Origin of the sequence: Nocardioides sp. CCNWLW239, from assembly GCF_037137035.1 — a bacterium.
In the GTDB taxonomy this organism is placed as follows: Bacteria; Actinomycetota; Actinomycetes; order Propionibacteriales; family Nocardioidaceae; genus Nocardioides.
Genome location: NZ_JBBBNW010000001.1, coordinates 806,147 through 829,393, shown reverse-complemented (window position 1 = coordinate 829,393; position 23,247 = coordinate 806,147). Strand labels below are relative to the sequence as shown.

The 23,247-nt window shown below is 68.8% G+C and carries 21 protein-coding genes; 8 read left to right on the top strand and 13 right to left on the bottom strand.

What is annotated here, in order from left to right; translation table 11 throughout:
• Window positions 1-17: 17 nt before the first annotated feature.
• Complete coding sequence (locus tag WBG06_RS04030) at window positions 18-1,268, top strand: fatty acid desaturase family protein (protein ID WP_336735222.1); 1,251 nt, start codon at window positions 18-20, stop codon at window positions 1,266-1,268.
• A 60-nt stretch (window positions 1,269-1,328) separates the two neighbouring features.
• On the opposite strand, the gene WBG06_RS04025 is transcribed toward WBG06_RS04030, so the two are convergent.
• Both WBG06_RS04025 and WBG06_RS04020 read right to left on the bottom strand, forming a co-directional pair.
• Entirely contained in the window at window positions 1,329-1,496 is a 168-nt protein-coding gene (locus WBG06_RS04025; RefSeq protein ID WP_336735221.1) for a hypothetical protein, read from the bottom strand.
• 93 nt (window positions 1,497-1,589) lie between these two features.
• Window positions 1,590-2,222: an NAD-dependent epimerase/dehydratase family protein gene (locus tag WBG06_RS04020; protein WP_336735220.1), complete on the bottom strand. Its 633-nt coding sequence runs from the start codon at window positions 2,220-2,222 to the stop codon at window positions 1,590-1,592.
• Window positions 2,223-2,304: 82 nt separating this feature from the next.
• On the opposite strand from WBG06_RS04020, the gene WBG06_RS04015 reads away from it, so the two are divergent.
• Window positions 2,305-2,868 carry a TetR/AcrR family transcriptional regulator gene (locus tag WBG06_RS04015; RefSeq protein WP_336735219.1) on the top strand — a complete coding sequence of 188 codons (564 nt, stop codon included), beginning with the start codon at window positions 2,305-2,307 and terminating at the stop codon, window positions 2,866-2,868.
• A gap of 60 nt (window positions 2,869-2,928) precedes the next feature.
• Entirely contained in the window at window positions 2,929-3,492 is a 564-nt protein-coding gene (locus WBG06_RS04010; RefSeq protein WP_336735218.1) for a RipA family octameric membrane protein, read from the top strand.
• Here WBG06_RS04010 and WBG06_RS04005 read toward each other — a convergent pair.
• Together WBG06_RS04005 and WBG06_RS04000 are read right to left on the bottom strand one after the other, a co-directional pair.
• The gene (locus WBG06_RS04005; RefSeq protein ID WP_336735217.1) at window positions 3,489-4,202 is read right to left on the bottom strand and encodes a peptidase E; all 714 of its coding nucleotides are present in this window, start codon (window positions 4,200-4,202) and stop codon (window positions 3,489-3,491) included. The two genes, WBG06_RS04010 and WBG06_RS04005, sit on opposite strands and share 4 nt — an antisense overlap.
• 72 nt (window positions 4,203-4,274) lie before the next feature.
• Window positions 4,275-7,379, bottom strand: coding sequence for a M4 family metallopeptidase (locus tag WBG06_RS04000; protein ID WP_336735216.1), 3,105 nt, complete (start codon window positions 7,377-7,379; stop codon window positions 4,275-4,277).
• Window positions 7,380-7,550: 171 nt separating this feature from the next.
• Between WBG06_RS04000 and WBG06_RS03995 the strand changes: the two genes are divergently transcribed.
• The gene (locus WBG06_RS03995; protein ID WP_336735215.1) at window positions 7,551-7,850 is read left to right on the top strand and encodes a WhiB family transcriptional regulator; all 300 of its coding nucleotides are present in this window, start codon (window positions 7,551-7,553) and stop codon (window positions 7,848-7,850) included.
• 64 nt (window positions 7,851-7,914) lie between these two features.
• Here the strand turns inward: WBG06_RS03995 and WBG06_RS03990 are convergent, their stop codons facing one another.
• Together WBG06_RS03990 and WBG06_RS03985 are read right to left on the bottom strand one after the other, a co-directional pair.
• Window positions 7,915-11,013: a M4 family metallopeptidase gene (locus WBG06_RS03990; protein ID WP_336735214.1), complete on the bottom strand. Its 3,099-nt coding sequence runs from the start codon at window positions 11,011-11,013 to the stop codon at window positions 7,915-7,917.
• A 121-nt stretch (window positions 11,014-11,134) separates the two neighbouring features.
• Window positions 11,135-12,031 (bottom strand): sigma-70 family RNA polymerase sigma factor, encoded by an 897-nt coding sequence (locus WBG06_RS03985; protein WP_336735213.1) that lies wholly within the window; start codon window positions 12,029-12,031, stop codon window positions 11,135-11,137.
• Between the two features lie 143 nt (window positions 12,032-12,174).
• Here WBG06_RS03985 and WBG06_RS03980 point away from each other — a divergent pair, with 143 nt between their 5' ends.
• Entirely contained in the window at window positions 12,175-12,627 is a 453-nt protein-coding gene (locus tag WBG06_RS03980) for a carboxymuconolactone decarboxylase family protein (RefSeq protein WP_336735212.1), read from the top strand.
• 115 nt (window positions 12,628-12,742) lie between these two features.
• On the opposite strand, the gene pgm is transcribed toward WBG06_RS03980, so the two are convergent.
• Complete coding sequence (gene pgm, locus WBG06_RS03975) at window positions 12,743-14,392, bottom strand: phosphoglucomutase (alpha-D-glucose-1,6-bisphosphate-dependent) (protein ID WP_336735211.1); 1,650 nt, start codon at window positions 14,390-14,392, stop codon at window positions 12,743-12,745.
• 38 nt (window positions 14,393-14,430) lie between these two features.
• Between pgm and WBG06_RS03970 the strand changes: the two genes are divergently transcribed.
• Entirely contained in the window at window positions 14,431-15,222 is a 792-nt protein-coding gene (locus WBG06_RS03970; RefSeq protein WP_336735210.1) for a crotonase/enoyl-CoA hydratase family protein, read from the top strand.
• Here the strand turns inward: WBG06_RS03970 and WBG06_RS03965 are convergent.
• The 3 genes from WBG06_RS03965 to WBG06_RS03955 all read right to left on the bottom strand — a co-directional run bounded on the left by WBG06_RS03965 (window position 15,204) and on the right by WBG06_RS03955 (window position 17,700).
• Entirely contained in the window at window positions 15,204-16,004 is an 801-nt protein-coding gene (locus WBG06_RS03965) for a hypothetical protein (protein WP_336735209.1), read from the bottom strand. The two genes, WBG06_RS03970 and WBG06_RS03965, sit on opposite strands and share 19 nt — an antisense overlap.
• A gap of 85 nt (window positions 16,005-16,089) precedes the next feature.
• Complete coding sequence (locus tag WBG06_RS03960; RefSeq protein WP_336735208.1) at window positions 16,090-17,031, bottom strand: oxidoreductase; 942 nt, start codon at window positions 17,029-17,031, stop codon at window positions 16,090-16,092.
• A gap of 60 nt (window positions 17,032-17,091) precedes the next feature.
• Window positions 17,092-17,700 carry a LysE/ArgO family amino acid transporter gene (locus tag WBG06_RS03955; RefSeq protein ID WP_336735207.1) on the bottom strand — a complete coding sequence of 203 codons (609 nt, stop codon included), beginning with the start codon at window positions 17,698-17,700 and terminating at the stop codon, window positions 17,092-17,094.
• A gap of 74 nt (window positions 17,701-17,774) precedes the next feature.
• Between WBG06_RS03955 and WBG06_RS03950 the strand changes: the two genes are divergently transcribed.
• Window positions 17,775-18,704 carry a LysR family transcriptional regulator ArgP gene (locus WBG06_RS03950; protein WP_336735206.1) on the top strand — a complete coding sequence of 310 codons (930 nt, stop codon included), beginning with the start codon at window positions 17,775-17,777 and terminating at the stop codon, window positions 18,702-18,704.
• On the opposite strand, the gene WBG06_RS03945 is transcribed toward WBG06_RS03950, so the two are convergent.
• A complete protein-coding gene (locus WBG06_RS03945; protein WP_336735205.1) occupies window positions 18,683-19,045 on the bottom strand; it encodes a hypothetical protein in 363 nt (120 codons plus the stop codon). The genes WBG06_RS03950 and WBG06_RS03945 overlap by 22 nt on opposite strands.
• An 89-nt stretch (window positions 19,046-19,134) precedes the next feature.
• Window positions 19,135-20,355 (bottom strand): MFS transporter, encoded by a 1,221-nt coding sequence (locus WBG06_RS03940; protein WP_336735203.1) that lies wholly within the window; start codon window positions 20,353-20,355, stop codon window positions 19,135-19,137.
• An 82-nt stretch (window positions 20,356-20,437) separates the two neighbouring features.
• On the opposite strand from WBG06_RS03940, the gene WBG06_RS03935 reads away from it, so the two are divergent.
• The gene (locus WBG06_RS03935) at window positions 20,438-21,313 is read left to right on the top strand and encodes a LysR family transcriptional regulator (protein WP_336735202.1); all 876 of its coding nucleotides are present in this window, start codon (window positions 20,438-20,440) and stop codon (window positions 21,311-21,313) included.
• Window positions 21,314-21,385: 72 nt separating this feature from the next.
• Here WBG06_RS03935 and WBG06_RS03930 read toward each other — a convergent pair whose 3' ends face one another.
• Entirely contained in the window at window positions 21,386-23,239 is a 1,854-nt protein-coding gene (locus WBG06_RS03930; RefSeq protein WP_336735201.1) for an acyl-CoA dehydrogenase, read from the bottom strand.
• Window positions 23,240-23,247: the final 8 nt, after the last annotated feature.

The window sequence follows — 23,247 nt, the reverse complement described above, 5'->3', positions numbered from 1 at the left end:
ACAGAAGCGAGACAGACATGACCATCGCACCTGAAGCCCCGGCCTACACCGGTCCGATCGCCCACCTCAGTCGCGAGGACGTCGAGCAGCTCGGCCGCGAGCTCGACGCCATCCGCCAGGAGGTCATCGACACTCGCGGCGAGCGTGACGCGGCCTACATCCACAAGGTCATCAAGGTCCAGCGGTCCCTGGAGCTCGGCTCCCGTGCCGTCCTGCTGGCGAGCATCTTCCCGCCGGCGTTCGTCGTCGGCACCGTCGGTCTCTCCATCGCCAAGATCCTGGACAACATGGAGATCGGCCACAACATCATGCACGGCCAGTGGGACTGGATGCGTGACCCGAAGATCCACTCCACGGTGTGGGAGTGGGACAACGCTTCCACCGCGGAGGGGTGGAAGCACTCCCACAACGAGCTGCACCACACCTACACCAACATCGTCGGCAAGGACAACGACCTCGGCTGGGGCATCATGCGCGTCGACGAGGAGCAGCGCTGGACGCCGGCTTCGCTCGCGCAGCCGCTGATGAACTTCCTCAACATGTGCATCTTCGAATACGGGATCGCGGCCTACGACCTCGAGCTCGGCAAGATGCGCCGCCTCAAGAAGAGCGGTCGTGACATGCCCGAGGGCTGGCACGAGATGGCGCAGAACACGGTCAGGAAGATCCGCCGCCAGGCGCTCAAGGACTACGTCGCGCACCCGCTGCTGTCGATGGTCACGCTCTCCGGCCCGACCACGCTGCTGGCGAACCTGACCGCCAACTTCGTCCGCAACGTCTGGACCCACTCGGTGATCATGTGCGGTCACTTCCCCGAGGGCGTGGAGACCTTCGAGCTCAAGGACATCCCCGAGAACGAGACCCGCGGCGAGTGGTACGTCCGTCAGATGCTCGGCTCGGCCAACATCTCCGGCTCGAAGTTCCTGCACATCATGTCGGGCAACCTGTCGCACCAGATCGAGCACCACATCTTCCCGGACCTGCCCTCGAACCGCTACGCCGAGATCGCGCCGAAGGTGCGGGCGCTGTTCGACAAGTACGGCCTGAACTACCACACCGCCCCGATGCCGCAGCAGGTCGCGTCCGCCTGGCACAAGGTCGTGCGCCTCTCGTTCCCCAACGGCTTCCTCGAGTCCACCAACGTTCGCAACGCTCCCAAGCAGTTCGGCAAGCTCGTCAAGGCCGTACGCGGCGACACCCGCACCCGCCGCCGCATCCTGAAGGAGTTCGAGGCCGCCGGCGCAGCCTCGGTCGGCAAGGCCGTCTGACGCACGACGACGCGGTGTTCTGAGCTTTCGAAGCTCAGGACACCGCGTCGTATCTGTCTTTCAGGCGTCGTACGCGCCGGCGGCGATGTCCTCCATCAGGGTGGGGCCGGTCGGCTCCCACCCCAGGGTCTTCCGGGTGATCTCGGACGAGGTCGCGCCGTCCAGGCTGAACATCATCGCCATCCAGCCGAAGTGGGCCGGGGCGTCGTCGGGGCTGATCGATCGCACCGGCAGGTCCAGGCGCTTGCCGAGGGCTTCGGCGATCTGCCGGGTCGGGATGCCCTCCTCGGCGACCGCATGGACACGGAAGCCGGCCGGCGCCTACTCCAGTGCGATGCGTACGGCGCGGGTGGCGTCGCGGCGGTCGACACTGGCCCAGCGGCTGCTGCCGTCGCCGATGTAGCCCGACACGCCGTGCTTCCTGGCCAGCTGGGCCAGGTAGGCGACGAAGCCGGGGTCGCCGTCTCGACCGTGCACGATCGGGAAGCGGAGCGCGACGGGGCGTACGCCCTTGTCGGCATGGCTCAGCGCCAGGTTCTCGCTGCCGCCCCGCATGGAGTCGGGCCCGTGGAAGGGGCTGGGGTCGTCCTCCGTCGCGGCTCGCCCGGTAGCAGCCCCCGCGGCGCCGCTGGCGAAGAGGAACGGCTTGCCGCTGCCCTCGAGGGCTTCGAGCATGGCGCTCACCACGGTGCGCTCGGTCCGGCCGGCGGTGTCGTAGTGGTCGAAGTCGTGGTTGAAGGCCAGGTGGATGACGGCGTCTGCCGCCTCGGCCCCTGCGGCGAGCGAGGCGGGGTCGTCGAGCGATCCGCGGTGAGCGGCCGCACCTCTGGCCTCCAGGGCGGCGGCGCTGGTGTCGGAGCGGGCCAGGCCCGTGACGGCGTAGCCGTTCGCGAGCAGCTCGTCGGTGACCGCTGAGCCGATCCAGCCGGAGGCTCCGGTGACGAAGATGTTCATCGTTCTTCCTCTCTTCATGTCAGTGACTGACATCGACAGTAGCAGGTGATGTCAGAAACTGTCATCACGGTAGGATGGCGTCATGTCGAGATGGGAGCCGGATGCGCGCGGCCGGATGGTGGCCGCTGCCCTCGAGCTCTTCGCCGTGCAGGGCTACGACAGGACGACCGCGGGCGACATCGCGGCCCGAGCGGGCGTCACCGAGCGCACGTTCTTCCGACACTTCGCCGACAAGCGCGAGGTGCTCTTCAGCGGCCCGGGCTCCCTGGACGAGATGGTCACCCAGGGGATCGCCGCAGCCGACGAGGATGCGGGCCCGCTGCAGATGGTCATCGCCGGCGTACGCCAGGCGGCCGTCGAGCTCGTCGAGGTACGCACCCGCGAGCAGGCCGCGGAACGTGCCCGGATCGTCGAGGCGACCCCCGCTCTCCGGGAGCGCGAGCTGCTCAAGATGGCGACGATGACGGCCGCTGCGCAGGCGGCGCTCATGGAGCGGGGAGTGGCGGAGCTGAGCGCCGGGCTGGCTGCCCACAGCGGGGCCGCGGTGTTCCAGACGGCATTCTCCCGGTGGGTATCGGGAGAGACCGACCTCGACCTTCCGGAGAGCGTCGACGAGGCGGCCGCCGCCCTGCGTGATCTCTGCTGAGTCACGGTGACGAATCTCGTATGGACATCGTCGTCGGCGACCGGTAGACAACTAGCCACTATGGAGAACGAGTTGATTCCCGGCACCGGGTCGCAGACCGCAGTACGCAGCTATGTGACCGCCAACCAGCCGAACGCGTCGGCGCTCGCCGACGGTCTGTGGGTGCTGCCACCCGACGTGCTCTCCAGCGGCGACCGCGCGGTGCTCTTCGACCAATACAAGCTCTACGTCGCCGAGGCGGAGCGGCTCAGCGTGCGACGTACGCTGACCAGCGCGTTCCTGCTGATCCTCAACGTCGGGCTGCTGGTCGCCGGAACAGCCCTCCTGGTGAGCGCTCCGGAGAAGCCGTGGCTCTTCTCGATCGCTTTGATCGCCGCCCTCGGCACCTGCCTCGGCTGGTTCTGGATCATCCGCTCCTACCGGCAGATGGCGAGCGGGAAGTACGCCGTCATCTCCCACCTCGAGAAGCAGCTCCCCGCGGCGCCGGGTGTCGCGGAGTGGTCGGCGGTCGGCCTCGGCCGCGACAGCTCGCGCTACCTGCCGATGAGCAACGTCGAGGTGTGGGCGCCCGCGCTCTTCGGCTTCTGTCACCTCGCCACCTACGGCCTGCTCTACCTGCCCTAGTCGAGAACCCGCACCTCGAGCGGGCTCTCCCCGTCCGGCCCGACGGCGTAGGCGACTCCGTCGGGCCGCTCGCTGATCACCTCGACGAGCTCGCCGTCGCGCCACAGCAGCGCGACGCCGTCGTCAGCGGCGTAGCCGGCGGGCAACGCTCCGGAGCCGACGAAGCCGACGTACGTCTCGCGCCGGTCCTCCTCGCCGAGGTAGTGCGGGCAGAACGAGCCGGGGAGGAAGCCGAGGCCGTCGGGAAGCGGCGCGGTGGGGCCGAAGGAGTCGGTGGAGGAGGCCTCGTACCAGCAGTTCGCGCCGGCGGAGATCCCGGCCAGGATCGTCCCGCCGGCGGCTGCCTTCTCCAGGAGAGCCGGCAGTCCGTGCAGACGCCAGACCGCCAGCAGGTTGGCGGTGGAGCCGCCGCCGACGTAGACGATGTCCTGGTCGAGCAGCTGCTCGAGCCTGTTGATCGGGAGCTCGTGTCCTTCCGGCGCCTTGTTGAACAGCGACAGCACCGTCGCCTCGGCACGATCGGCGTACGCAGCGAGGAACTTGTCGTGATAGCTGTCGGCGTCCCCGCTCGCGGTCGCGATGAAGCAGACCTTGGGCTTCGCCTGCCCGCTCAGGCGGGTCAGCTCCGCATCGAGGGGCGAGAAGTCCCGCCCGTGCACCTCGGGCATCGAGAAGCCGCCACCGCCCATGGTCAGGATCGTTCCGCGCATGGGGGTGAGTGTAGGGACACAGAGAGCCCCGCCGAACTGGATTGTCCGGCGGGGCTCTGCGAGGTGTGAGGGTTACTTGACCCTGACGGTCACCGTCTCGGTGATCGCCTCGTTCTTCCGGTCACCCGAGTAGGCCACCTCATAGGTGTGCGTACCCCGGCTCGCCCCGAAGGTCGCCGTCTCGTTCTTCTTCAGACCGAACCGACCGACCCGCTTGCCGTTCTCGGTGACGACGATCTCGCCGCTGGCGCGCTCGCCGTCGACGGTGATCTCGACCTTGCCCTTCTTGGGCGAGGACGCCGAGATCTCCGGGACCGCCTTCTCGGTGCAGTAGCTCACCGAGACGTTGTCGACGGCCCAGCCCTCGACACCGTTGCAGCCGTCTCGACCCAGGTCGAAGCGGAACTTCACGGTGTCACCGGCGTCGGCGATCGCGTCCAGGTCGACGATCGTGGTGCCCCACTGGCCGGTGAACTGGCCACCGTCGGTGCCGGTCCAGGCCGGCTGGCCCTCGAGATACCCGCTGCCGGCGGCCATCGTGCCAGCAGGAGCGTTGAAGAGGTACGCAGCCTTGTCGACCAGCGTGAACTCGCCGCCGTTGACCGACACCTTGACGTTGCCGCCGTCCCAGGTCGACTCGGTGCGCACCGAGTGATCGAATGTCAGGCGAGGCGTCTTTCCGGCGGGCACGGTGATCTCCGGGGAGATCAGCCCGTTGCGGCTGGTGATGTCACCAGGTCCGCCGCACTCGCCCTCGACGGGGTCGGGGCCCCAGGCTGCCGTGGTCTCGTTGCCCTCGACGCCGCTCTTGGTCTCCCAGGGGTAGTCGTTGCCGGGGACCAGGGACTCGGCGTCCTGGGTCCAGCCGGTCAGGCCGTCCTCGAAGTCCTCGGAGTACGTCGTGACCTCGTTGGTGCCCTCGCCACACAGGGCGGGGGTGTTCGGGTCGAGCATCGGGCCGAAGTTGCACTGGACCGGCTCCTTGGTGAGCTCGGTGGCGGTGTTGGCCGCCGCGACCGCTGCGCAGTCAGTCGCCGTGATCGGTTCCAGAGCCGGAGCGGTGGCCTCGCCGCCCGGAGTCTCGCCGCCGCCGGTCTGCGACGTCGAGGTGCCCAGGGTGGGCTTCTTGAGCGTCGTGAGGCCGGTGAGATCAGCGCAGGACGAGACCATCGCCTGGGCGTACTCGGGGAAGCCCGAGGTCGGCGTCAGGTAGTTGGTCTGGGCGTGCCAGATCAGGTTGGCCGCCTTGTCCAGGCCGATGCCGGGCACGGTGGTGCCGTTGTAGTCACCGCCGTCCACGAGCAGGGCGTAGTGGTGGTTGATGACACCGGAGTTGGTGTGCACACCGCCGGAGTCGGTGGTGTCGCAGTGGTATTCCTGGTCGGAGACCTTGCCCGGGTCGCCGTAGCAGGTCGGGTTCCACATGTCGCGGATCGCGCCACCGAAGGCGGAGGAGTCCTCGCCCATCAGCCAGCGAGTGGACTCGTCGGTGTTGGTGGTCTGCGAGATGGTCGCAGTCGCCGATCCAGCCGTACGCACCTTCGCGCCGTGCGCCATGTCGATCATGACGCCGGGGATCGTCGAGGTGCCGCTCATCGTGCTGGGCGCGGCTGCCGAGTTGTTGCCGACCACGAGGCCCGCCGCACCAGCAGCGACGGCGTTGTTCGCCTTGATCTGGAAGGAGCAGGTGCCGCGGTCGACGTAGGCCCACTTGCCGGCCACGTCGGCAGCGTTGGCGAAGGCCGTGCAGCCGTCGGTCTCGGACGGACCCTCGGTGTTGGCGGCGTCGCGAGCGACGACGATGTTCGCGGTCACCGGCGAGGCGAACGCGTCGGCAGCGGTCCACGAGGCCGAGGCCACCTGGCACAGGCCGGCGGCGTCTGCCGGTGCGGTGATCTCGAACTTCACCCGAGCGGGCGACGAGGTCGAGCAGGCACCGTCGGCGGAACGCTTGACCTCTTCGGAGCTGTCGTTCTCACGGGAGTTGATCAGGTCGACGGTGCTGCCCCACATGTCGGAGTAGGCCTCGTTGAGCGCACCCGGCTGCCACTGGTAGATCAGGCCCGAGGTGTATTCGGTGTAGGCGTGGCCCCACTCGTGGGCAACGACGTCGTCGGAGGTGACGCCGGAGCAGTAGTTGGTGGTTGCGCCGTTCCAGTTGGCGTTGGGGCACGAGATCCGCGGGTCGTTGTTGACGGTGACCATCTTCGCGCCGGCGCCGTCGTAGGAGTCGCGGCCGAAGGTGTTCTTGTAGAGCCAGTAGGACTCACCGGTGGTGGCGACCTCGTTCTGCTGGTCCTGGTCGAGCGCACCCGGGAAGGCGTCGTTCTCGGACCAGACCGGGGTGTCCAGGCCGCCGATCGTGTCGTCGCTGGGGTCGTTCGGAGTGCCACCGTCGTCCGCGACGTACGCCTCGTAGAGCTCGCGGTCGTGGGCCGCGTGGATCATCGAGTAGCGGTTGACCGGCTTGCCGGTGGTCGCGTCGATCACGACGGTCTCGCGCACGGTCGACTGGTTGGAGACCTCGATGACCCAGGCGAGCAGGCTCTTGCCGCTCACGCCCTGGGCGGCGCCCATGCGGTAGACGTTGAGGTCGGCCTTGACGACCTCGACACCGGTGGTGTCGACCTTGGCATCTGCCTGGGCGTCGGCGGGCTTGGCCTTGACCAGCTCCAACGCCTTGGCGGCGGCCTTGTCCTTGGACCACTTCGGGGTGGTGCTGAGGTCGAGGTCGGGGGCGGCGAAGCCGTTGACCGAGGTCAGGTCGCCTGCCTTGTCGACGTGGGCTTTCAGGACGCCGGCGAAGACCGGTACGTCTTTGTAGACCTGCTCGAACTCGACCGTCCAACCAGCTGGGGTGGTGCTGACCTTGGCTTGGTCGAGCTGGTCCGCCTCGGCACCGAAGACCGGGGCGTATTTGTCGAGATACTTGCGGGCCTTCTCGGCCGCCTTCGACTTGCTGTCGGCTGCGACCTCGGGCATCAGGTCACCCTTGGTGGACACGAAGCCGATCTGGCCGGTGGCCCCCTCCTTCTTGAGGGTGACCGTCTGGTCGGCATCGGCCTTGAGCTGGTCGAGGCCGGTGGGATCCGGCTCCGCGGCGACAGCTGCGATCGGTGTGATCACCATGCCCGCCGCGACGAGTGCAAGGCTGATTCCTTGCTTTCCGAGCTTCACGGGTTGCTCCTCTCGGGGATTGCGCCGCGTCGAGTCGCGGCGCTTCCGCATCGTAGAGAGATTTGCGTCACAGAGAGGGGCAAACGGGAATCACGACTCCGAAACGATTCGATTCCGGGCTGTTCGTGCTGGCACCGAGGTCCTTCAGGGGCGATCTAAGGTAGTTTCCCGATGCGCCGGCCTACCTCAGGCGCAGATTCTCGGGGTGTGCCCTTGGAGATCATCCCGCCTTTGTACGCCGCCGGCCTGCCGTGCCACGGAGACGACTCTGCGTTGTGGTTCTCAGAGTCCCCTGCCGCCCTCGAGGTGGCCAAAGACCGTTGCCTCGACTGCCCGGTGATGCGTGAGTGCCTCTCGGGGGCGCTGGCCCGATCGGAGCCGTGGGGCGTCTGGGGCGGCGAGATCGTCGAGCGCGGCCGAGTGGTCACCCACAAGCGCGGCCGCGGTCGACCCCGCCGTCAGGCCGCCTAGGCGATACCAGAGAGCCCCGCCGGACTGGGTCCGGCGGGGCTCCCGAGGGTGGGGCGACTGGCGACTAGCCCTTCGGGCCCTTGTTCTTCGCCTTGACGTCGACCGTCACCGTCTCGGTGACCGACTCGTTGTTCCGGTCGCCGGAGTAGGTCACCTCGTAGGTGTGCGCACCCGGAAGCGCGCGGAAGGTCGCGGTCTCGTCCTTCTTCAGCGTGAACCGGCCGACGCGGACACCGTTCTCGGTGACGACGATCTCGCCGGTGGCGCGCTCGCCGTCGACGGTGATCTCGACCTTGCCTTTCTTGGGCGAGGACGCCGAGATCTCGGGGACCGCCTTCTCGGTGCAGTAGCTCACCGAGACGTTGTCGACGGCCCAGCCCCTGGCCCCGCCACAGCCATCACGACCGAAGTCGAAGCGGAACTCGACGGTGTCACCGGCGGCGGCGATCGCGTCGAGCTTCACGATGGTGGTGCCCCACTGACCGGCGAACTCGTTACCGTCCGTGCCGGTCCAGGCAGGCTGCCCGTCCATGTAACCGCTCCCGGCGCTCATGGTGCCGCCGGGCGCGTTGAAGGCGTACGCGGCCTGGTCGACGACCTTGAACTCGCCGCCGTTGACCGAGGCCTTGATGTTGCCGCCGTCGTAGCCCCATTCGGTGAGGACCGAGTGGTCGAAGCTCAGCCGCGGCGACAGGCCGTCCGGCACGGTGAGCTCCGGGCTGATGAGCCCGTTCCGGCTGGTGATGTCACCGGTCGTGGACCCGCAGGCGCCCTCGTTCGGGTCCGGTGCGAACGCCAGGCCGCTGGTGTTGCCCTCGATGCCCGATCCCGCTTCCCAGGGGTAGTCGTTCCCGGGGACAAGTGCTTCGGCGTCCTGGGTCCAGCCGGTCAACCCGTCCTCGAAGTCCTCGGTGTAGGTGGTGACCTCGTTGGTGCCCTCGCCACACAAGGCGGGGGTGTTCGGGTCGAGCATCGGGCCGAAGTTGCACTGGACCGGTTCCTTGGTGAGCTCGGTGGCGGTGTTGGCCGCCGCGACCGCCGCACAGTCGTCAGCGGTGATCGGTTCCAGGGCCGGAGCCGTCGCCTCGCCGCCCGGAGTCTCGCCGCCGCCGGTCTGCGCCGTCGAGGTGCCCAGGGTGAGCTTCTTGAGCGTCGTCGCACCCATCAGGTCGGCGCAGGAGGAGACCATGGCCTGGGCGTACTCCGGGAAGCCCGAGGTCGGTGTCAGGTAGTTGGTCTGGGCGTGCCAGATCAGGTTGGCAGCCTTGTCCAGGCCGATGCTGGCGACGTTGACGTCGTTGTAGGAGCCGCCGTCGACGAGCAGGGCGTAATGGTGGTTGACGATCCCGGAGTTGACGTGGACGCCGCCGGAGTCGGTGGCGCCGTCGCAGTGGTATTCCTCGTCGGAGACCTTGCCGGGGTCGCCGTAGCAGTTCGGGTTCCACATGTCGCGGATCGCGCCGCCGAAGGCGGGCGAGTCCTCACCCATCAGCCAGCGCACGGACTCGTCCTTGGACTCGGTCGAGGCGTCCTTGATGGTGATGTTGACCGTGCCGGTGGCGTTCTTGATCTTCTGGCCGGTGGCGTAGTCGGTGGTCGCACCGTAGATGCCGGAGGTGCTGGAGATGCTGCCGATCGACTGGCCTTCCAAGAAGGCGATCACGACACCGGTCGCACCGGCGTTCTCCGCGTTGGCGACCTTCTGGGTGAACGGGCAGGTGCCGCGGTCGACGAGCACGAACTTCCCGTCGACCGCCGACGCGTTCTCCAGCGGCGAGCAGCCGTCGGTGGTCGACGGCCCGGCGCTGTTGGCTGCGTCGACGCCGACCACGATGTCGCTGGTGACACCCGACTGCGGGTAGACCGGACCGAAGTTGGCGGCCGCCGCCGGACAGTCTCCGGCGACTTCGGCCGGTGTGTTGATGGTCAGGGTGATCGCGCTGCGTGTGGACGTCGAGCACTTCCCGGCCGTGCGGGCCACGTCGTCGGTGGTGTTCTCGCGGGTGTTGATGAAGTCGAGGGTGTTGCCCCACATGTCCGAGTAGGCCTCGTTGAGCGCACCCGGCTGCCACTGGTAGATCAGGCCCGAGGTGTATTCGGTGTAGGCGTGGCCCCACTCGTGCGCGACCACGTCGTCGGAGGTGACCCCCGAGCAGTAGTTGGTGGTCTCGCCGTTCCAGTTGGCGTTGGGGCAGGAGATGGCCGGGTCGTTGTTGACGGTGACCATCTTCGCGCCGGCGCCGTCGTAGGAGTCGCGGCCGAAGGTGTTCTTGTAGAGCCAGTAGGACTCACCGGTGGTGGCGACCTCGTTCTGCTGGTCCTGGTCGAGCGTGCCGGGGAAGGCGTCGTTCTCGCGCCAGACGGTCGCATCGTCCGTGGTCTCGGGGGTGTTGTGCTTCTCGATCAGCTCGCGGTCGTGAGCCGCGTGGATCATCGAGTAGCGGTTGACCGGCTTGCCGCTGGTCGCGTCGATCACGACGGTCTCGCGCACGGTCGACTGGTTGGAGACCTCGATGACCCAGGCGAGCAGGCTCTTGCCGCTCACGCCCTGGGCGGCGCCCATGCGGTAGACGTTGAGGTCGGCCTTGACGACCTCGACACCGGTGGTGTCGACCTTGGCGTCGGGGTGGGCTTCGGCCGGCTTGGCCTTGACCAGCTCCAGGGCCCTGGTGCTGGCCTTCTCCTTCGACCACTTCGGGGTGGTGCTGAGGTCGAGGTCGGGGGCGGCGAAGCCGTTGACCGAGGTCAGGTCACCTTTCTTGTCGACGTGGGCCTTGAGTACGCCACCGAAGACCGGTACGTCCTTGTAGACCTGCTCGAACTCGACCGTCCAACCAGCTGGGGTGGTGCTGACCCTGGTCTGGTCGAGCTGGTCGGCCTCGGCACCGAAGACCGAGGCGTACTTGTCCAGGTATTTGCTGGCCTTCGAAGCCGCTTCCGACTTGCTGTCGGCCGCGACGCTGGGCATCAGATCGCCCGTGGTGGCCGCGAAGCCGATCTGGTCGGTAGCGCCCTCCTTCTTCAGCACGACGGTCTTGTCGGCGTCCGCCTTCAGCTGGTCGATGCCGCTGACATCCGGTTCTGCGGCGATCGCGGCGACCGGAGTGATCACCAGACCCGCCGCGACGAGCGCAAGGCTGACTCCTTGCTTTCCGAGCTTCACGGGATGCTCCTCTCGGGATTGTGCCGCGCCAAGTCACGGCCCGTTCGCATCGTAAGGAGATCTGCGTCACTAAAAGTTCTAAACGCTCGTAACAAGACGTAAACGATCAATCTCGGTGGACCTAGCTGTGGGCTGACTCCATCCCCATGCTCGCGGCGAGCTTCGCGACCTGGGCTGGAGCGGCATACGCCTCGATCTCGGTGATCCGTCCGTCGACCACCGTGAAAGCCATGACGCTGAACAGCCTGTCGTGGAGGGTGACCGCGACGCCCGCTCGCCCGTTGACCAGCGCAGGGTGGGTGACGCGGTCGGCGTGGGCGTACATGACCGCGTTGCCGGCCACCTTCGCCGCGCCACGATAGGTGGTGATCCCGGCGCCCAAGTCGGCCCGCAGCACGACCTCCGGATGGAGGGCGCCGATGAGGCGGTCCAGGTCACCGTCCTGGGCGGCGGCGAAGAAGGCGTCGACGACCTCCCGCTGCGCGGCCACGGTGCGGTCCTGGCTCGCGGATCCAGCACTGCGACCCCGGACTCGTCGTCGCGCTCGGCTGGCGAGCTGTCGGGTCGAGTCCGAGGAGCGGTCGAGCATCGTCGCGATCTCGTCGAAGGGCACAGCGAACAGATCGTGGAGCACGAAGGCGAGCCGCTCGTCGGGGGAGAGCTGGTCGAGCACGACCAGGAGCGCGATGCTGACCGAGTCCGCGAGCATCGCGCGTTCGGCCGGGTCCTGGGTGCTGCCGTCGTCGAGGACGACGGTGGGCTCGGGCAGCCGATCCTCGAGCCCGACCTCACCGCGGGTGTTGCGCGAGCGCAGCATGTTGAGGCAGACCCGTGCGACGACGGTCGTCAGCCAGCCGCCGATGTTGTCGATCTCCTCGGCGTCGCTCCGGCTCAACCGTAGCCAGGTGTCCTGGACGGCGTCCTCGGCCTCGGAGGCCGATCCGAGCATCCGGTACGCCACCCCGAACAGGTGCCGCCGCTCCTCCTCGAAACGCTCCGCCAGCCACTCCTGCTGCATCGTCTGTCCTCTCGGTCGAAGGTCTCCACAGACCCGACCCGTGAAGCAGAGCAGATGTGACCGATCCGGTGAAAGAAGTTTTTCTTTCGCGGAGCTGTCACATCCATCTGCCCCGACGGGTCAGGGATGGCATGAGCAACCGAATGAAGAACCCAGCAGAAGTACTTCCGCAGGCATTCAAGGGCATCGGCAACCTCCTGGCCGCTGTGTCCCAAGGTGGTCTCCCGGAGACCACGACCGAGCTCGTCGCGATGCGGGTGAGCCAGCTCAACGGCTGCGCCGCCTGCCTCCAGGGTCACGCCGAACGTATCGACGACGTCGGTCTGTCGATCGAGAAGGTCGTCGGTCTCGCCGGTTACCGCGAGTCGCCCTTCTTCGACGAGGCCGAGAAGGCGGCGCTGGCACTGGCCGACGCCATGACCCGCCTGGCCGACGCCGAGGACGCCGTGCCGGACGAGCTCTGGCGCGAGGTCACCAAGCACTACGACGAGCAGCAGACCGCCGCCCTGGTCGTCTGCATCGCCACCCACAACCTCTTCAACCGCATCAACGTGACGGTCAGAGAAGACGCAGCGAACCCGTTCTGGGCCCGCTGACCCCCTCCCCGCCGAGACGTCAGCTTTTGACCGCGAGAGGTCGATTCCTGACGCCGAGTGGTCCATTCGGCGCCAGAATCGACTCTTCGGCGCCAGAAACTGACTTCTCGGCGGGTCAGGAGAGGGCGGCTGCTACTACGGCCTTTGCCTCTTCTTGGACCTTTGCCAGGTGGGCCTCGCCTTGGAAGGACTCGGCGTAGATCTTGTAGACGTCTTCCGTCCCGCTCGGTCGGGCGGCGAACCAGGCCGACTCGGTGGTCACCTTCAAGCCACCGATGGCTGCGCCGTTGCCGGGGGCCTCGGTGAGCTTGGCGGTGATCTCCTCGCCGGCCAGCGTCGTCGCGGTCACGGCCTCGGGGGAGAGGGCGGCGAGCTTCGCCTTCTCGTCGCGCGAGGCGGGGGCGTCGATGCGGGCGTACGCGGGCGCTCCGTGCGCCGCGACCAGCTCGGCGTAGCGCTCCGACGGCGACTTCCCGGTGCGAGCCAGGATCTCGGAGGCGAGCAGGGCGAGGATGATGCCGTCCTTGTCGGTGGTCCACACGGTGCCGTCGAAACGCAGGAACGAGGCGCCCGCGGACTCCTCGCCGCCGAAGCCGAACGAGCCGTCGATCAGCCCCGGCACGAACCACTTGAACCCCACCGGGACCTCGACCAGCGGCTTGTCCAGGGACGTGGCGACCCGGTCGATCATCGATGACGAGACCAGCGTCTTGCCGATCCGTGCCGTCGCCGGCCAGTCCGGACGGGCACCGCCGAAGAGGTGGTCGATCGCGACCGCGAGGAAGTGGTTGGGGTTCATCAGCCCGGCGTCGCGGGTGACGATCCCGTGCCGGTCGGAGTCGGCGTCGTTGCCGGTGGCGATGTCGAACTCCGGGGTGCTCTCCAGGAAGCGCACCAGCTCGGCCATCGCGCTGGGGGAGGAGCAGTCCATCCGGATCTTGCCGTCCCAGTCCAGCGGCATGAACCGCCAGGTCGGGTCGACCAGCTCGTTGACCACGTTGAGATCGATCTTGTGGCGCTCGGCGATCGCGCCCCAGTAGGCCACCGACGCGCCACCGAGCGGGTCGGCCGCGATCTTCACCCCGGCATCGCGGATGGCGGCCAGATCGACCACGTGGGGCAGGTCGTCGACGTAGGAGCCCAGGAAGTCGTACGCCTCGGCCTTCCGCCTCGCGGCAGCGAACGGCACCCGCTTGACGCCGGTGAGCCCGGCCCGGATCAGCTCGTTGGCCCGGGCGGCGATGACCTTGGTGGCGTCGGAGTCCGCCGGCCCGCCGTGAGGTGGGTTGTACTTGAAACCGCCGTCGGAGGGCGGGTTGTGGGACGGGGTCACGACGATCCCGTCGGCCAGGCCGGAGCCCGACAGGCGGCCGGCGTTGGCACGGAGGATGGCGTGCGAGACCGCCGGGGTCGGCGTGTAGCCGTCGCGGTCGTCCACCAGGACGCGTACGTCATTGGCGACCAGCACCTCCAGCGCGCTCGCCCACGCGGGCTCGGAGAGGCCGTGGGTGTCACGCCCGATGAACAGCGGCCCGTCGATCCCCTGCGAGGTCCGGTAGTCGACGATGGCCTGGGTCGTGGCCAGGATGTGCGTCTCGTTGAAGGCCGACTTCAGCGAGGACCCGCGGTGCCCGGAGGTGCCGAAGACGACCTGCTGGGCCGGATCCTCCGGGTCGGGCTGCAGGTTGTAGTAGGACGCGACCAGGTGAGGTACGTCGACCAGGTCGGCGGGCGTAGCGAGCGTTCCAGCGCGTGGGTCAGCCATGTGTCCCATCATGCCTACTGCCCCGTAGTGTTCTCCTCATGCCCCTCGTCACCACCGAAATCAACGACGGCATCGCCCAGGTGCGTCTCAACCGCCCTGACAAGCTCAACGCGCTGACGCTCGAGCTGCTCCGGGAGCTGGTGGACACGGCCAGGGCGCTCGGCAAGAACCACGATCTGCGCGCGGTCGTCATCGCCGGCGAGGGGGATGCGTTCACCGCCGGTCTCGACTTCGCCTCGGTGCTGCGCGACCCGAAGAAGATCGTCGGTGCGTTCATCCCCGTGCCCTTCCGTGGCACCAACCTCTTCCAGGAGTCGGTCTGGGCCTGGCGCCGGCTGCCGGTCCCGGTGATCGCGGCGGTGCACGGCCACTGTCTCGGTGGCGGCGTACAGATCGCCCTCGGGGCCGACTTCCGTATCGCCGAGCCCGACTCGCAGTGGTCGGTGCTCGAGGGCAAGTGGGGCATCATCCCCGACATGACCGGCATCCGGTCGCTGTCGGAGGTCGTCGGCATCGACACCGCCAAGAAGCTCACCATGACCGCCGAGCAGTTCTCCGGCGAGCGTGCCTACGAGCTGGGCCTGGTCACCGAGCTCTCCGCCGACCCGATCGCCACCGCCACCGCCTTCGCCCGGCGCCTCTCCGAGCGCTCGCCGGACCAGCTCGCCGCCGCCAAGCGCCTCTTCAACGACACCTGGTACGGCCCCATCAAGCGCACCTTCTCCCGCGAGCGCATCGAGCAGCTCCGCCTCCTCTTCGGCGAGAACACCAAGATCGCCCGCGAGGCCGCCTTCAAGCGCGAGAAGCCGACCTACAAGCCCCGCCGCTGACCCGATTCAGCCGAGGCGTCACCCACGTCGGCCGAGGCGTCACTCGCGTCGCCCGAGTCGTCATCCGCTGCCTTCTCGGCCGACGGGAGCGACCTTTCGGCCGACGTACCTGACGCTTCGGCGTGCTTGCGGCGGCGCTTGATCTCGCCCTGAGCGAGGACGAAGGCGAGGACGACGGGCCAGATGTACTTGAGGTGGTTGGCGATCCACGCGACCCAACCGGGGACCTGTACGTTCGGCAGGTCCGGCCAGGGGATCGACGGCCACGGGATGCTGGGAAGGTCGGGGAGCGGCAGGTCGGGCAGATCCGGAAGATCCGGAAGGTTCGGGAGCGGGAGGTCGATGTCCGGCAGCGAGATCCGGGCGACGATCCACGCGACGACCATCGCGCCGACGATGCCCGCGACGACGCCCGCGGCCCCGCCCAGGGTCTCGATGAGGGCGTAGCGCTTGGGGTGCTCGAGCACCCGACGTTCGTACGCTGCCGCCCGCGACCCCGGTTCCGGCGTGAGGTCGATGCCGCCGATGCCGGCCATCCCGGCAAGATCCTCGCCGGGCGCGAAGTAGGTCGCGCGCCGCGGCGTACCGAGGCCGGAGTGGATCACGAGCAGGCTGCCGTGCTCTTTGGTCTCGAGTCGTGCCCGGTCGTCGGCGGTCTTCCGGGTGAGGACCTCCTCGCCGTCGATGGTCCACACGAACGTACGGATGATCTCCCCGGTCACCTCGAGATGGTGGGTGTGCTCGGAGATCGTCCGCGACCAGATCTGGACCTTCTTGCTCACCCTGCTGAATCTAGGAGCCGGGGCGTCGCCGGGGCATCGGCCGGAGGTAGCAGGCCGGGTCAGACTTTGGTCAGGGGTCGGCCCGTCAGGGGTAGGAGACGCCGGTGGTCTGCTCGGAGAGCTCCCACAGCGCCCGCGCCGCCTCCGGGTCGCGGGCCAGGCGCGAGGCGGAGACCGGTTTCGGTGCGCCACGGCCTTCGAAGGCGTCGCTCGGCCCGACGTACGTCCCGGGCTTCAGCCCCGGGTCGGTCGCCGCCATCAGTGCGGGCCAGGCGCCGGCCTCGGGAGTCTGTGCCATCGCGCGGACGGCTGCCTCACTGATGCTCGCGATCGGCGCGATCATCGTCCGCGATGCTCCGTTCGACATGAGCCGGGTGGAGGCGAGACCCGGATGGGCGGCGTAGGCCGCGACCGGGAGTCCCGCCTTCTCCAGGCGCCGCTGGAGCTCGAAGGTGAAGAGCAGGTTGGCGAGCTTGGACTGGGCGTAGACGCCCCACGGCGAGTAGCGCCCGACCTGCACGGTCGGGAAGCCGAGGGGTGCCTTGCGGGCGACCTTGTGTGCCATGCTCGCCATGGTGACGATCCGCCCCTCACCGCTCTCGGCCAGCGGTTCGAGCAGCAGCCCGGTCAGCAGGAAGGGCCCGAAGTGGTTGGTGGCCATCTGCAGGTCGAGGTCGTCGACCGTGCGCGACTGCGGCGTCGCCATCACGCCGGCGTTGTTGACCAGCAGGTGCAGCGGTCCGCCGCCTTCGAAGGTCGCTGCGGCGATCGCCTCGGCTCCGGCACGCACCGCCTGGAGCGAGGAGAGATCGAGCGCGACCCGATCGAGACGTGCGCCCGGGACCTCCTCGGCGATCCCCGCAGCAGCCGCGTCGAGCTTCTCCCACGAGCGCCCCGCCAGGATCACCCGTGCTCCGGCCGCGGCCAGCCCGCGCGCGACGAAATACCCGATGCCGCCCGGTGTCGGTCCGGTCACCACAGCGTTCTTGCCGGTCAGGTCGGGAATGTCGGAGGTCGTCCACGCCATGCGGCCACACTAGGCGGCAGGTCCACACATCCGACGCATTTGACGTTCTCGCCCGTCTTGTCAGCCCAGACCGCCCAGCGCGAGACCGCCGGCGATCGCGATCATCGTGCACCCGATGAGGGTGTCCAGCACCTGCCACGCCCGCCGGCTGGCGAGGAGGGGGCCGAGGAGCCGGGCACCGTACCCGAGGCCGGCGAACCAGACGATGCTGGCCACGCATCCACCGATCGCGAACCCCCAGCGAGCCGAGCCGTAGGTCGCCGCGATCGACCCGTGGAGCACAAGGGTGTCGATGTAGACATGCGGGTTGAGCCAGGTGAAGGCGGCAGCCTTGGCAGCCACCCGGGGGAGCGTCTCCCGGGGCGCGTCGGCAGCGTCCATGCCCACCGGCCGAAGCGCCCGCCGGAACGACCCGATGCCGTACCACCCGAGGAACGCGACGCCGAACCAGCGCAGCACCTCCAGCGCCCACCCGGCGTGCGACACGACCGCGCCCATCCCACCGACGCCGGCACAGATGAGGATGAGATCGGAGACGGCGCACACGCTCACCACGACGAGCACGTGCGAGCGCAGGATGCCCTGCCGCAGGACGTACGCGTTCTGCGACCCGATGGCGACGATGAGGCTGAGCCCGGTCAGGAGTCCGGCGAGGCTGGCGTTGATCACACCGGCGACGGTAGGCCGCCGCGTATCTGCAGACCAGCGAAAGAATCTTACCGAAGACAAGTCATGCTTAAGGCATGCGCGCACTCGACCCGACCCAGCTCGAGACCCTCGTCGTCATCACCGAAGAAGGTACTTTCGACGCCGCGGCGCGACGCCTCAACATCACTCCGAGCGCTGTCAGCCAACGGATCAGGGCGCTCGAGCGCGCGGCCGGTCGGGTGTTGGTGCGGCGTACCACTCCCTGCACGCCCACCGAAGCCGGTGAGCCCCTGATCAGGCACGGACGCCAGCTCAGGCTGCTGCTCGCCGAGGCCACCGCGAGCCTGAACACCGGCGACACCGACGATGACGGCAGCAGCGACGGCGCCGTCGTCGACCTCTCGGTCGTGGTCAACGCGGACACCCTCGCGACCTGGTTCCGTCCGGTGCTCGAGGAGGTCGCGACCTGGGACCGGACGGCGCTGCGGATCACTGTGGAGGACCAGGGCTACTCGGCCGACGCGCTCAGACGGGGCGAGGTCCTGGCGGCCGTCACCAGCGAGCCCAAGCCGGTCCAGGGGTGCACGGTCGAGCCGCTGGGCAGGCTTCGCTACACCCCCGGCGCGGCCCCGGCGCTCGTCGAGCGCCATCGCAAGGGCCGAGGCGTCGACTGGGGTGCGATGCCGATGATCGTCTTCAACGAGAAGGACCACCTCCAGGACGAGGTCCTCGCGGCCCACGGTGCGACCCGGCCGCCCGTCGTCCACCGGGTCCCGAGCAGCCACGACTTCCACGAGGCCATCCGACGGGGCCTCGGCTGGGGCATGCTCCTCGACGCTCAGGCCGAGGCAGACCTCGCGTCAGGGGCGACGATGCCGCTCCCCGGCGCGAGGCCGATCGACGTCCAGCTCTACTGGCAGCGCTGGCGACTCGACTCGATCACCGTCGACGACCTGAGCGAGGCCGTACGCCGCGCCGCCCGCGCGCAGCTACGCCCGGCGCGTCAGCCCCGGTCGCCCGGGTAGCCGCCGCCGTACTGCTGCGGCGGGACGTTGCCCTGCACGGGGTGGCCGGCCGGCGGATAGTGGCCCTGAGGAGGCGCGGGCGGACCAGGAGGGTAGGGGCCCTGAGGTCCGCCCCCGTAGGGGCCGACGTCGTACTGACGGTGCTCCACCGCGGTGGTGTGCTGGGACCGGTTCACCGACAGGAGTACGCCGATCGCGATCGCCAGACCGCCGGCGATCACCAGGATCCAGCCGAGCGGTTCGCTGGCGATCGCGTTGGCGACGTCGTCGGGCAGGTCTACTGCGCCGGTGAGCAGGATGAGTCCGAGGACCAGGAGGATGATCCCGAGGCCGATGGTCATGGAAGAGCTCCAGAGGTTGGGGGTGGCGCGCCACGCTACCCAGCCGTTTCAGGCCCTCATACCGTCCCCCGCATCACAGCGCCAGCCGTTCAGGTCGTACGCCGCGACCCCGACACCCCGCGCGCCGCGACCCCGAGCAGCACCAGCAGCAGCGCACCGAAGGCGAGCATCGCCGGCTCGGTCGCGACGTACTGCACCAGGATCCCGAGCAGCACGACCGGCACCGTGATCCCGAGATAGGCCATCAGGAACAGCCCGGCCAGGGCCTCGCCACGACTCTCGGCCGGTGCCACCGAGATCACGGTCGCGACCGCCGCCTTGAACGACGTCCCCGACCCGGCCCCGGTGACGACGGCCCCGACGACCAGCGCCCAGAACGTGCCGGACAGCAGGGCCCCCACCACGAGGAGCAGGCCGGCGGTCAGGGCGACCAGCCCGATGACGTACAGCTGGCGGCGCGGACGACGCCCGGCCACCACCTGGGAGAGCGCCGCAGCCCCGAAGATGGAGAACCCGACCAGGCCCGCGACGAGGTGCGAGTGCATGTCCAGGTCACCGGCGAGGAACGAGGGCACCAGCGAGGTGAAGAAGCCGAACATCGCGAACGCCACGAAGCTCGCCATCCCGGCGGCGAAGTAGGCGCCGCGCGCGTCGGCCGGAACCCGCACCCGCTGCGGCCGGTAGGTCCACCCCGGCTGGTCGGTGTCCACGGTCTCCGGCGCCGCGACCACCGCGAGCATCCCGACCACCATGAGGAACGCGAAGACCGCGTACGGCGTGTAGAGCGGTCGCGGCGCCCACTCGGCCAGTGCACCGGCGACCAGCGGGCCTAGCCCCAGACCACCGATGTTGGCCGCGGTCGCGACCACCTCGGCCCGGGTCGCCGGCGCCCCCGGCCGCGCGGTCCGGTGCAGCTCGGCGAGGTGAGCCGTCGCCGTCGCGGTCAGCATCCCGACACCCAGCCCGGACAGCAGCCGCGCCAGCAGCAGCCAGCCCAGCTCGTGGGTCGAGAGGAAGATCAACGCGGAGAGCACGTTGAGCAGCACCGCCGGTGCCACCACCCGCCGTCGCCCGAACCGGTCCGAGAGGTGGCCGGCGAGGAACAGCGAGACCGCCACCCCCGCGCCGTACGTCGCGAACACCAGGGTGATCACGAACGAGCTCCATCCCTGCTCGTCGACGTAGAAGACGTAGAGGGGTGCCGGCGCGGCCGCGAAGGCCATGGTCACCGTGAAGAGGAACGCCACCGACCAGAACCCGCGGACGTGGTGGCGCCGCTCCGTGAGGTGCACCGCCTGGATCGTTGTCATGCGTCCATGCTCGCCGATCCACACGATCATCTCCAACGAATCTTCTCGAAGGTAAGCATCACGATCTGCGATAGTGGTGCGCATGCAGCCGCACCAGCTGGAGTACTTCGTCGCCGTCGCCGAGACCGGCAGCTTCACCGCCGGCGCCGACCGGGTCGGTGTCGTGCAGTCGGCGGTCTCCGCAGCCGTCAAGCAGCTCGAGCGCGGCCTGGGAGCGCCGCTGATCGAGCGCGGCTACCACCGTCTCGCGCTCACCGCCGAGGGTGAGGCGCTCCTCCCGCGTGCCCGTGAGGTGCTCGCCGGCATCGAAGCCGCTCGCGAGGCGGTCGCGGGCGCCCGCGGCCAGGTGGTCGGCACCGTCCTCTTCGGCACGCTCTCCTACACCGGCCGCTGGAACATCGCCGAGGTCCTGCAGGGCTTCGCCGCCCGTCACCCCGGCATCACCGTGCGGATGCGTCAGACCATCTCCGGCAGCGCCACCAGCGAGGCAGACGTACGCTCCGGGGCCCTCGATCTCGCTCTGGTCTCCACGCCCGCGGCCTCGCTGCCCGGGCTGAGCCTGACCCGCATCCACGGCGACGAGCTGGTCTTCATCTGCGCGCCCGATCACCGCCTGGCGCGGGCCGGCTCGGTCACCGCCGCCGACCTCGCCGAGGAGACCTGGGTCGACTTCCCGGCGGGGTGGGGCAACCGTACGGTCGTGGACACCGCGTTCGCCGCCGCCGGCGTCTCGCGCACGGTGCGCACCGAGGTCACCAGCTTCGAGCTGGCGCGCAACCTCGTCTGCCGCGGTCTGGGCGTCTCGGTGGTGCCGCGTTCCTCGGTCGCGGGCGACCCCGGGGTCGTCGCCGTCCCGATCGGCCTGGAGTGGTCCTTCCAGCTCGCCGTCGCCACCAACCGGCGGATCTCCGCCGCTGCCGCCCGGCTCGCCGAAGCGGTGACGGTCTCCGCGATGTGAGCGGCAGACGACGGAGCGGCCCGCCCGGAGAACCGGGCGGGCCGCTGCGTACGTGTCGTCAGAACCTGAGGGTCAGAAAGCCGACTCGGGCAGGTCCATGATCGAGTTGTCGATCGCCTCGGCGATCGCCCGCTCGGCGGTCAGCTTGGGCAGGTTGTAGGACGCGAAGAACTTCGCGGCGGCGACCTTGCCGGTGTAGAAGTCCTTGTCCTTGCCGGGGTCACCCGCCAGGGCGGCGAGGGCGATCTCGGCCTGGCGCAGCAGCAGCCACGAGACCACCACGTCGCCGACGGCGAGCAGCAGGCGCGAGGTGTTCTGGGCGACCTTGTAGATGTTGGTGATCTCCTCCTGGGAGGCCATCAGGTCGTTGAACATGTGGCCGACGATCGCGTTGACGTCCTCGAGCGCGGTCGCGAGCAGGGCGCGCGACTCCTTGAGCTCGGCGGAGCCCTCGTTGTCGAGGAACGCCTGGATCTCGCCGGCGATCTGGCCGAGCGCAGCGCCCTGGTTCTTCACGATCTTGCGGAAGAAGAAGTCCTGGCCCTGGATCGCGGTCGTGCCCTCGTAGATCGAGTCGATCTTGGCGTCGCGGACGTACTGCTCGATCGGGTACTCCTGCAGGAAGCCCGACCCGCCGAAGGTCTGCAGCGACTCGGTGCCGAGCAGCACCCAGGCGCGCTCGGAGCCGTAGCCCTTGACGATCGGCAGCAGCAGGTCGTTGACCGCGGCGGCCAGCTTGTTCTCGTCGGAGCCGTCCTCGGTGAGGACGACCTTCTCCTGCCACGAGGTCGTGTAGTAGACCAGCGCGCGCATGCCCTCGGCGAACGACTTCTGCACCATCAGCGAGCGACGTACGTCGGGGTGGTGGGTGATCGTGACGCGCGGGTCGGTCTTGGCGGCGGCCACCAGGTCGGCGCCCTGGACGCGGGTCTTGGCGTACTCCAGCGCGTTCAGGTAGCCCGTCGACAGGGTCGCGATCGCCTTCGTGCCGACCATCATCCGAGCGTTCTCGATGACGTCGAACATCTGGCGGATGCCGTCGTGCACCTCGCCGAGCAGCCAGCCCTTCGCGGCCTCGCCGCCGCCGACCTGCGGGTCGCCGAAGGTGAGCTCGCAGGTGTTGGAGACCTTGATGCCCATCTTGTGCTCGACGTTGGTGACGTACACGCCGTTCCGCTCGCCGGTGAGCTCACCGCTCTCGTGGTCGAAGTGGTACTTCGGCACGAGGAAGAGGGAGAGGCCCTTGGTGCCCGGGCCGCCGATGCCCTCGACGCCCTTCGGGCGCGCGAGGACGAGGTGCATGATGTTCTCCTGCAGGTCCGACTCGGCGCTGGTGATGAAGCGCTTGACGCCCGTGATGTTCCAGGAGCCGTCCTCGTTGGGGGTGGCGATGCTCTTGCCGGCGCCGACGTCCGAGCCCGCGTCGGGCTCGGTCAGCACCATCGTGGAGCCCCACTGCCGCTCGACCATGATCTCGGCGATGCGCTTGTCGCGGTCGTTGCCGTTCTCGTAGACGACCTTCGAGAAGAACGGGCCGGCGCCGTACATCCAGATCGCCGGGTTCGCACCGAGCAGCATCTCGGCCGTCGCCCAGATCAGCGAGTTCGGCGCCTTCTGGCCACCGATCTCCTCGGGGGTCTGCAGGCTCCAGAAGCCCGACTCCATCCACGCGTCGTACGACTTCTTGAACGCGGCCGGGACCGGCGCGGTGTTGGTCGCGGGGTCGAAGACCGGCGGGTTGCGGTCTGCCTCGACGAACGACTCGGCGAGATCCTCCCGCGAGAGACGCTCGACCTCGGCGAGGATCTCCTTCGCGGTGTCGACGTCCAGGTCCGCGAACGGACCGGTGCCGAGAACCTTGTCGGTGCCGAAGACCTCGAACAGGTTGAACTCGATGTCGCGGAGATTGCTCTTGTAGTGGCTCACTGATCCAC

Coding starts and splice junctions, on each gene's coding strand:
- WBG06_RS04030 (WP_336735222.1), top strand. CDS start 18: ATGACCATCGCACCTGAAGCCCCGGCCTACACCGGTCCGATCGCCCAC.
- WBG06_RS04020 (WP_336735220.1), bottom strand. CDS start 2,222: ATGAACATCTTCGTCACCGGAGCCTCCGGCTGGATCGGCTCAGCGGTC.
- WBG06_RS04015 (WP_336735219.1), top strand. CDS start 2,305: ATGTCGAGATGGGAGCCGGATGCGCGCGGCCGGATGGTGGCCGCTGCC.
- WBG06_RS04010 (WP_336735218.1), top strand. CDS start 2,929: ATGGAGAACGAGTTGATTCCCGGCACCGGGTCGCAGACCGCAGTACGC.
- WBG06_RS04005 (WP_336735217.1), bottom strand. CDS start 4,202: ATGCGCGGAACGATCCTGACCATGGGCGGTGGCGGCTTCTCGATGCCC.
- WBG06_RS03995 (WP_336735215.1), top strand. CDS start 7,551: ATGCGCCGGCCTACCTCAGGCGCAGATTCTCGGGGTGTGCCCTTGGAG.
- WBG06_RS03985 (WP_336735213.1), bottom strand. CDS start 12,031: ATGCAGCAGGAGTGGCTGGCGGAGCGTTTCGAGGAGGAGCGGCGGCAC.
- WBG06_RS03980 (WP_336735212.1), top strand. CDS start 12,175: ATGAAGAACCCAGCAGAAGTACTTCCGCAGGCATTCAAGGGCATCGGC.
- pgm (WP_336735211.1), bottom strand. CDS start 14,392: ATGGCTGACCCACGCGCTGGAACGCTCGCTACGCCCGCCGACCTGGTC.
- WBG06_RS03970 (WP_336735210.1), top strand. CDS start 14,431: ATGCCCCTCGTCACCACCGAAATCAACGACGGCATCGCCCAGGTGCGT.
- WBG06_RS03960 (WP_336735208.1), bottom strand. CDS start 17,031: ATGGCGTGGACGACCTCCGACATTCCCGACCTGACCGGCAAGAACGCT.
- WBG06_RS03950 (WP_336735206.1), top strand. CDS start 17,775: ATGCGCGCACTCGACCCGACCCAGCTCGAGACCCTCGTCGTCATCACC.
- WBG06_RS03945 (WP_336735205.1), bottom strand. CDS start 19,045: ATGACCATCGGCCTCGGGATCATCCTCCTGGTCCTCGGACTCATCCTG.
- WBG06_RS03940 (WP_336735203.1), bottom strand. CDS start 20,355: ATGACAACGATCCAGGCGGTGCACCTCACGGAGCGGCGCCACCACGTC.
- WBG06_RS03935 (WP_336735202.1), top strand. CDS start 20,438: ATGCAGCCGCACCAGCTGGAGTACTTCGTCGCCGTCGCCGAGACCGGC.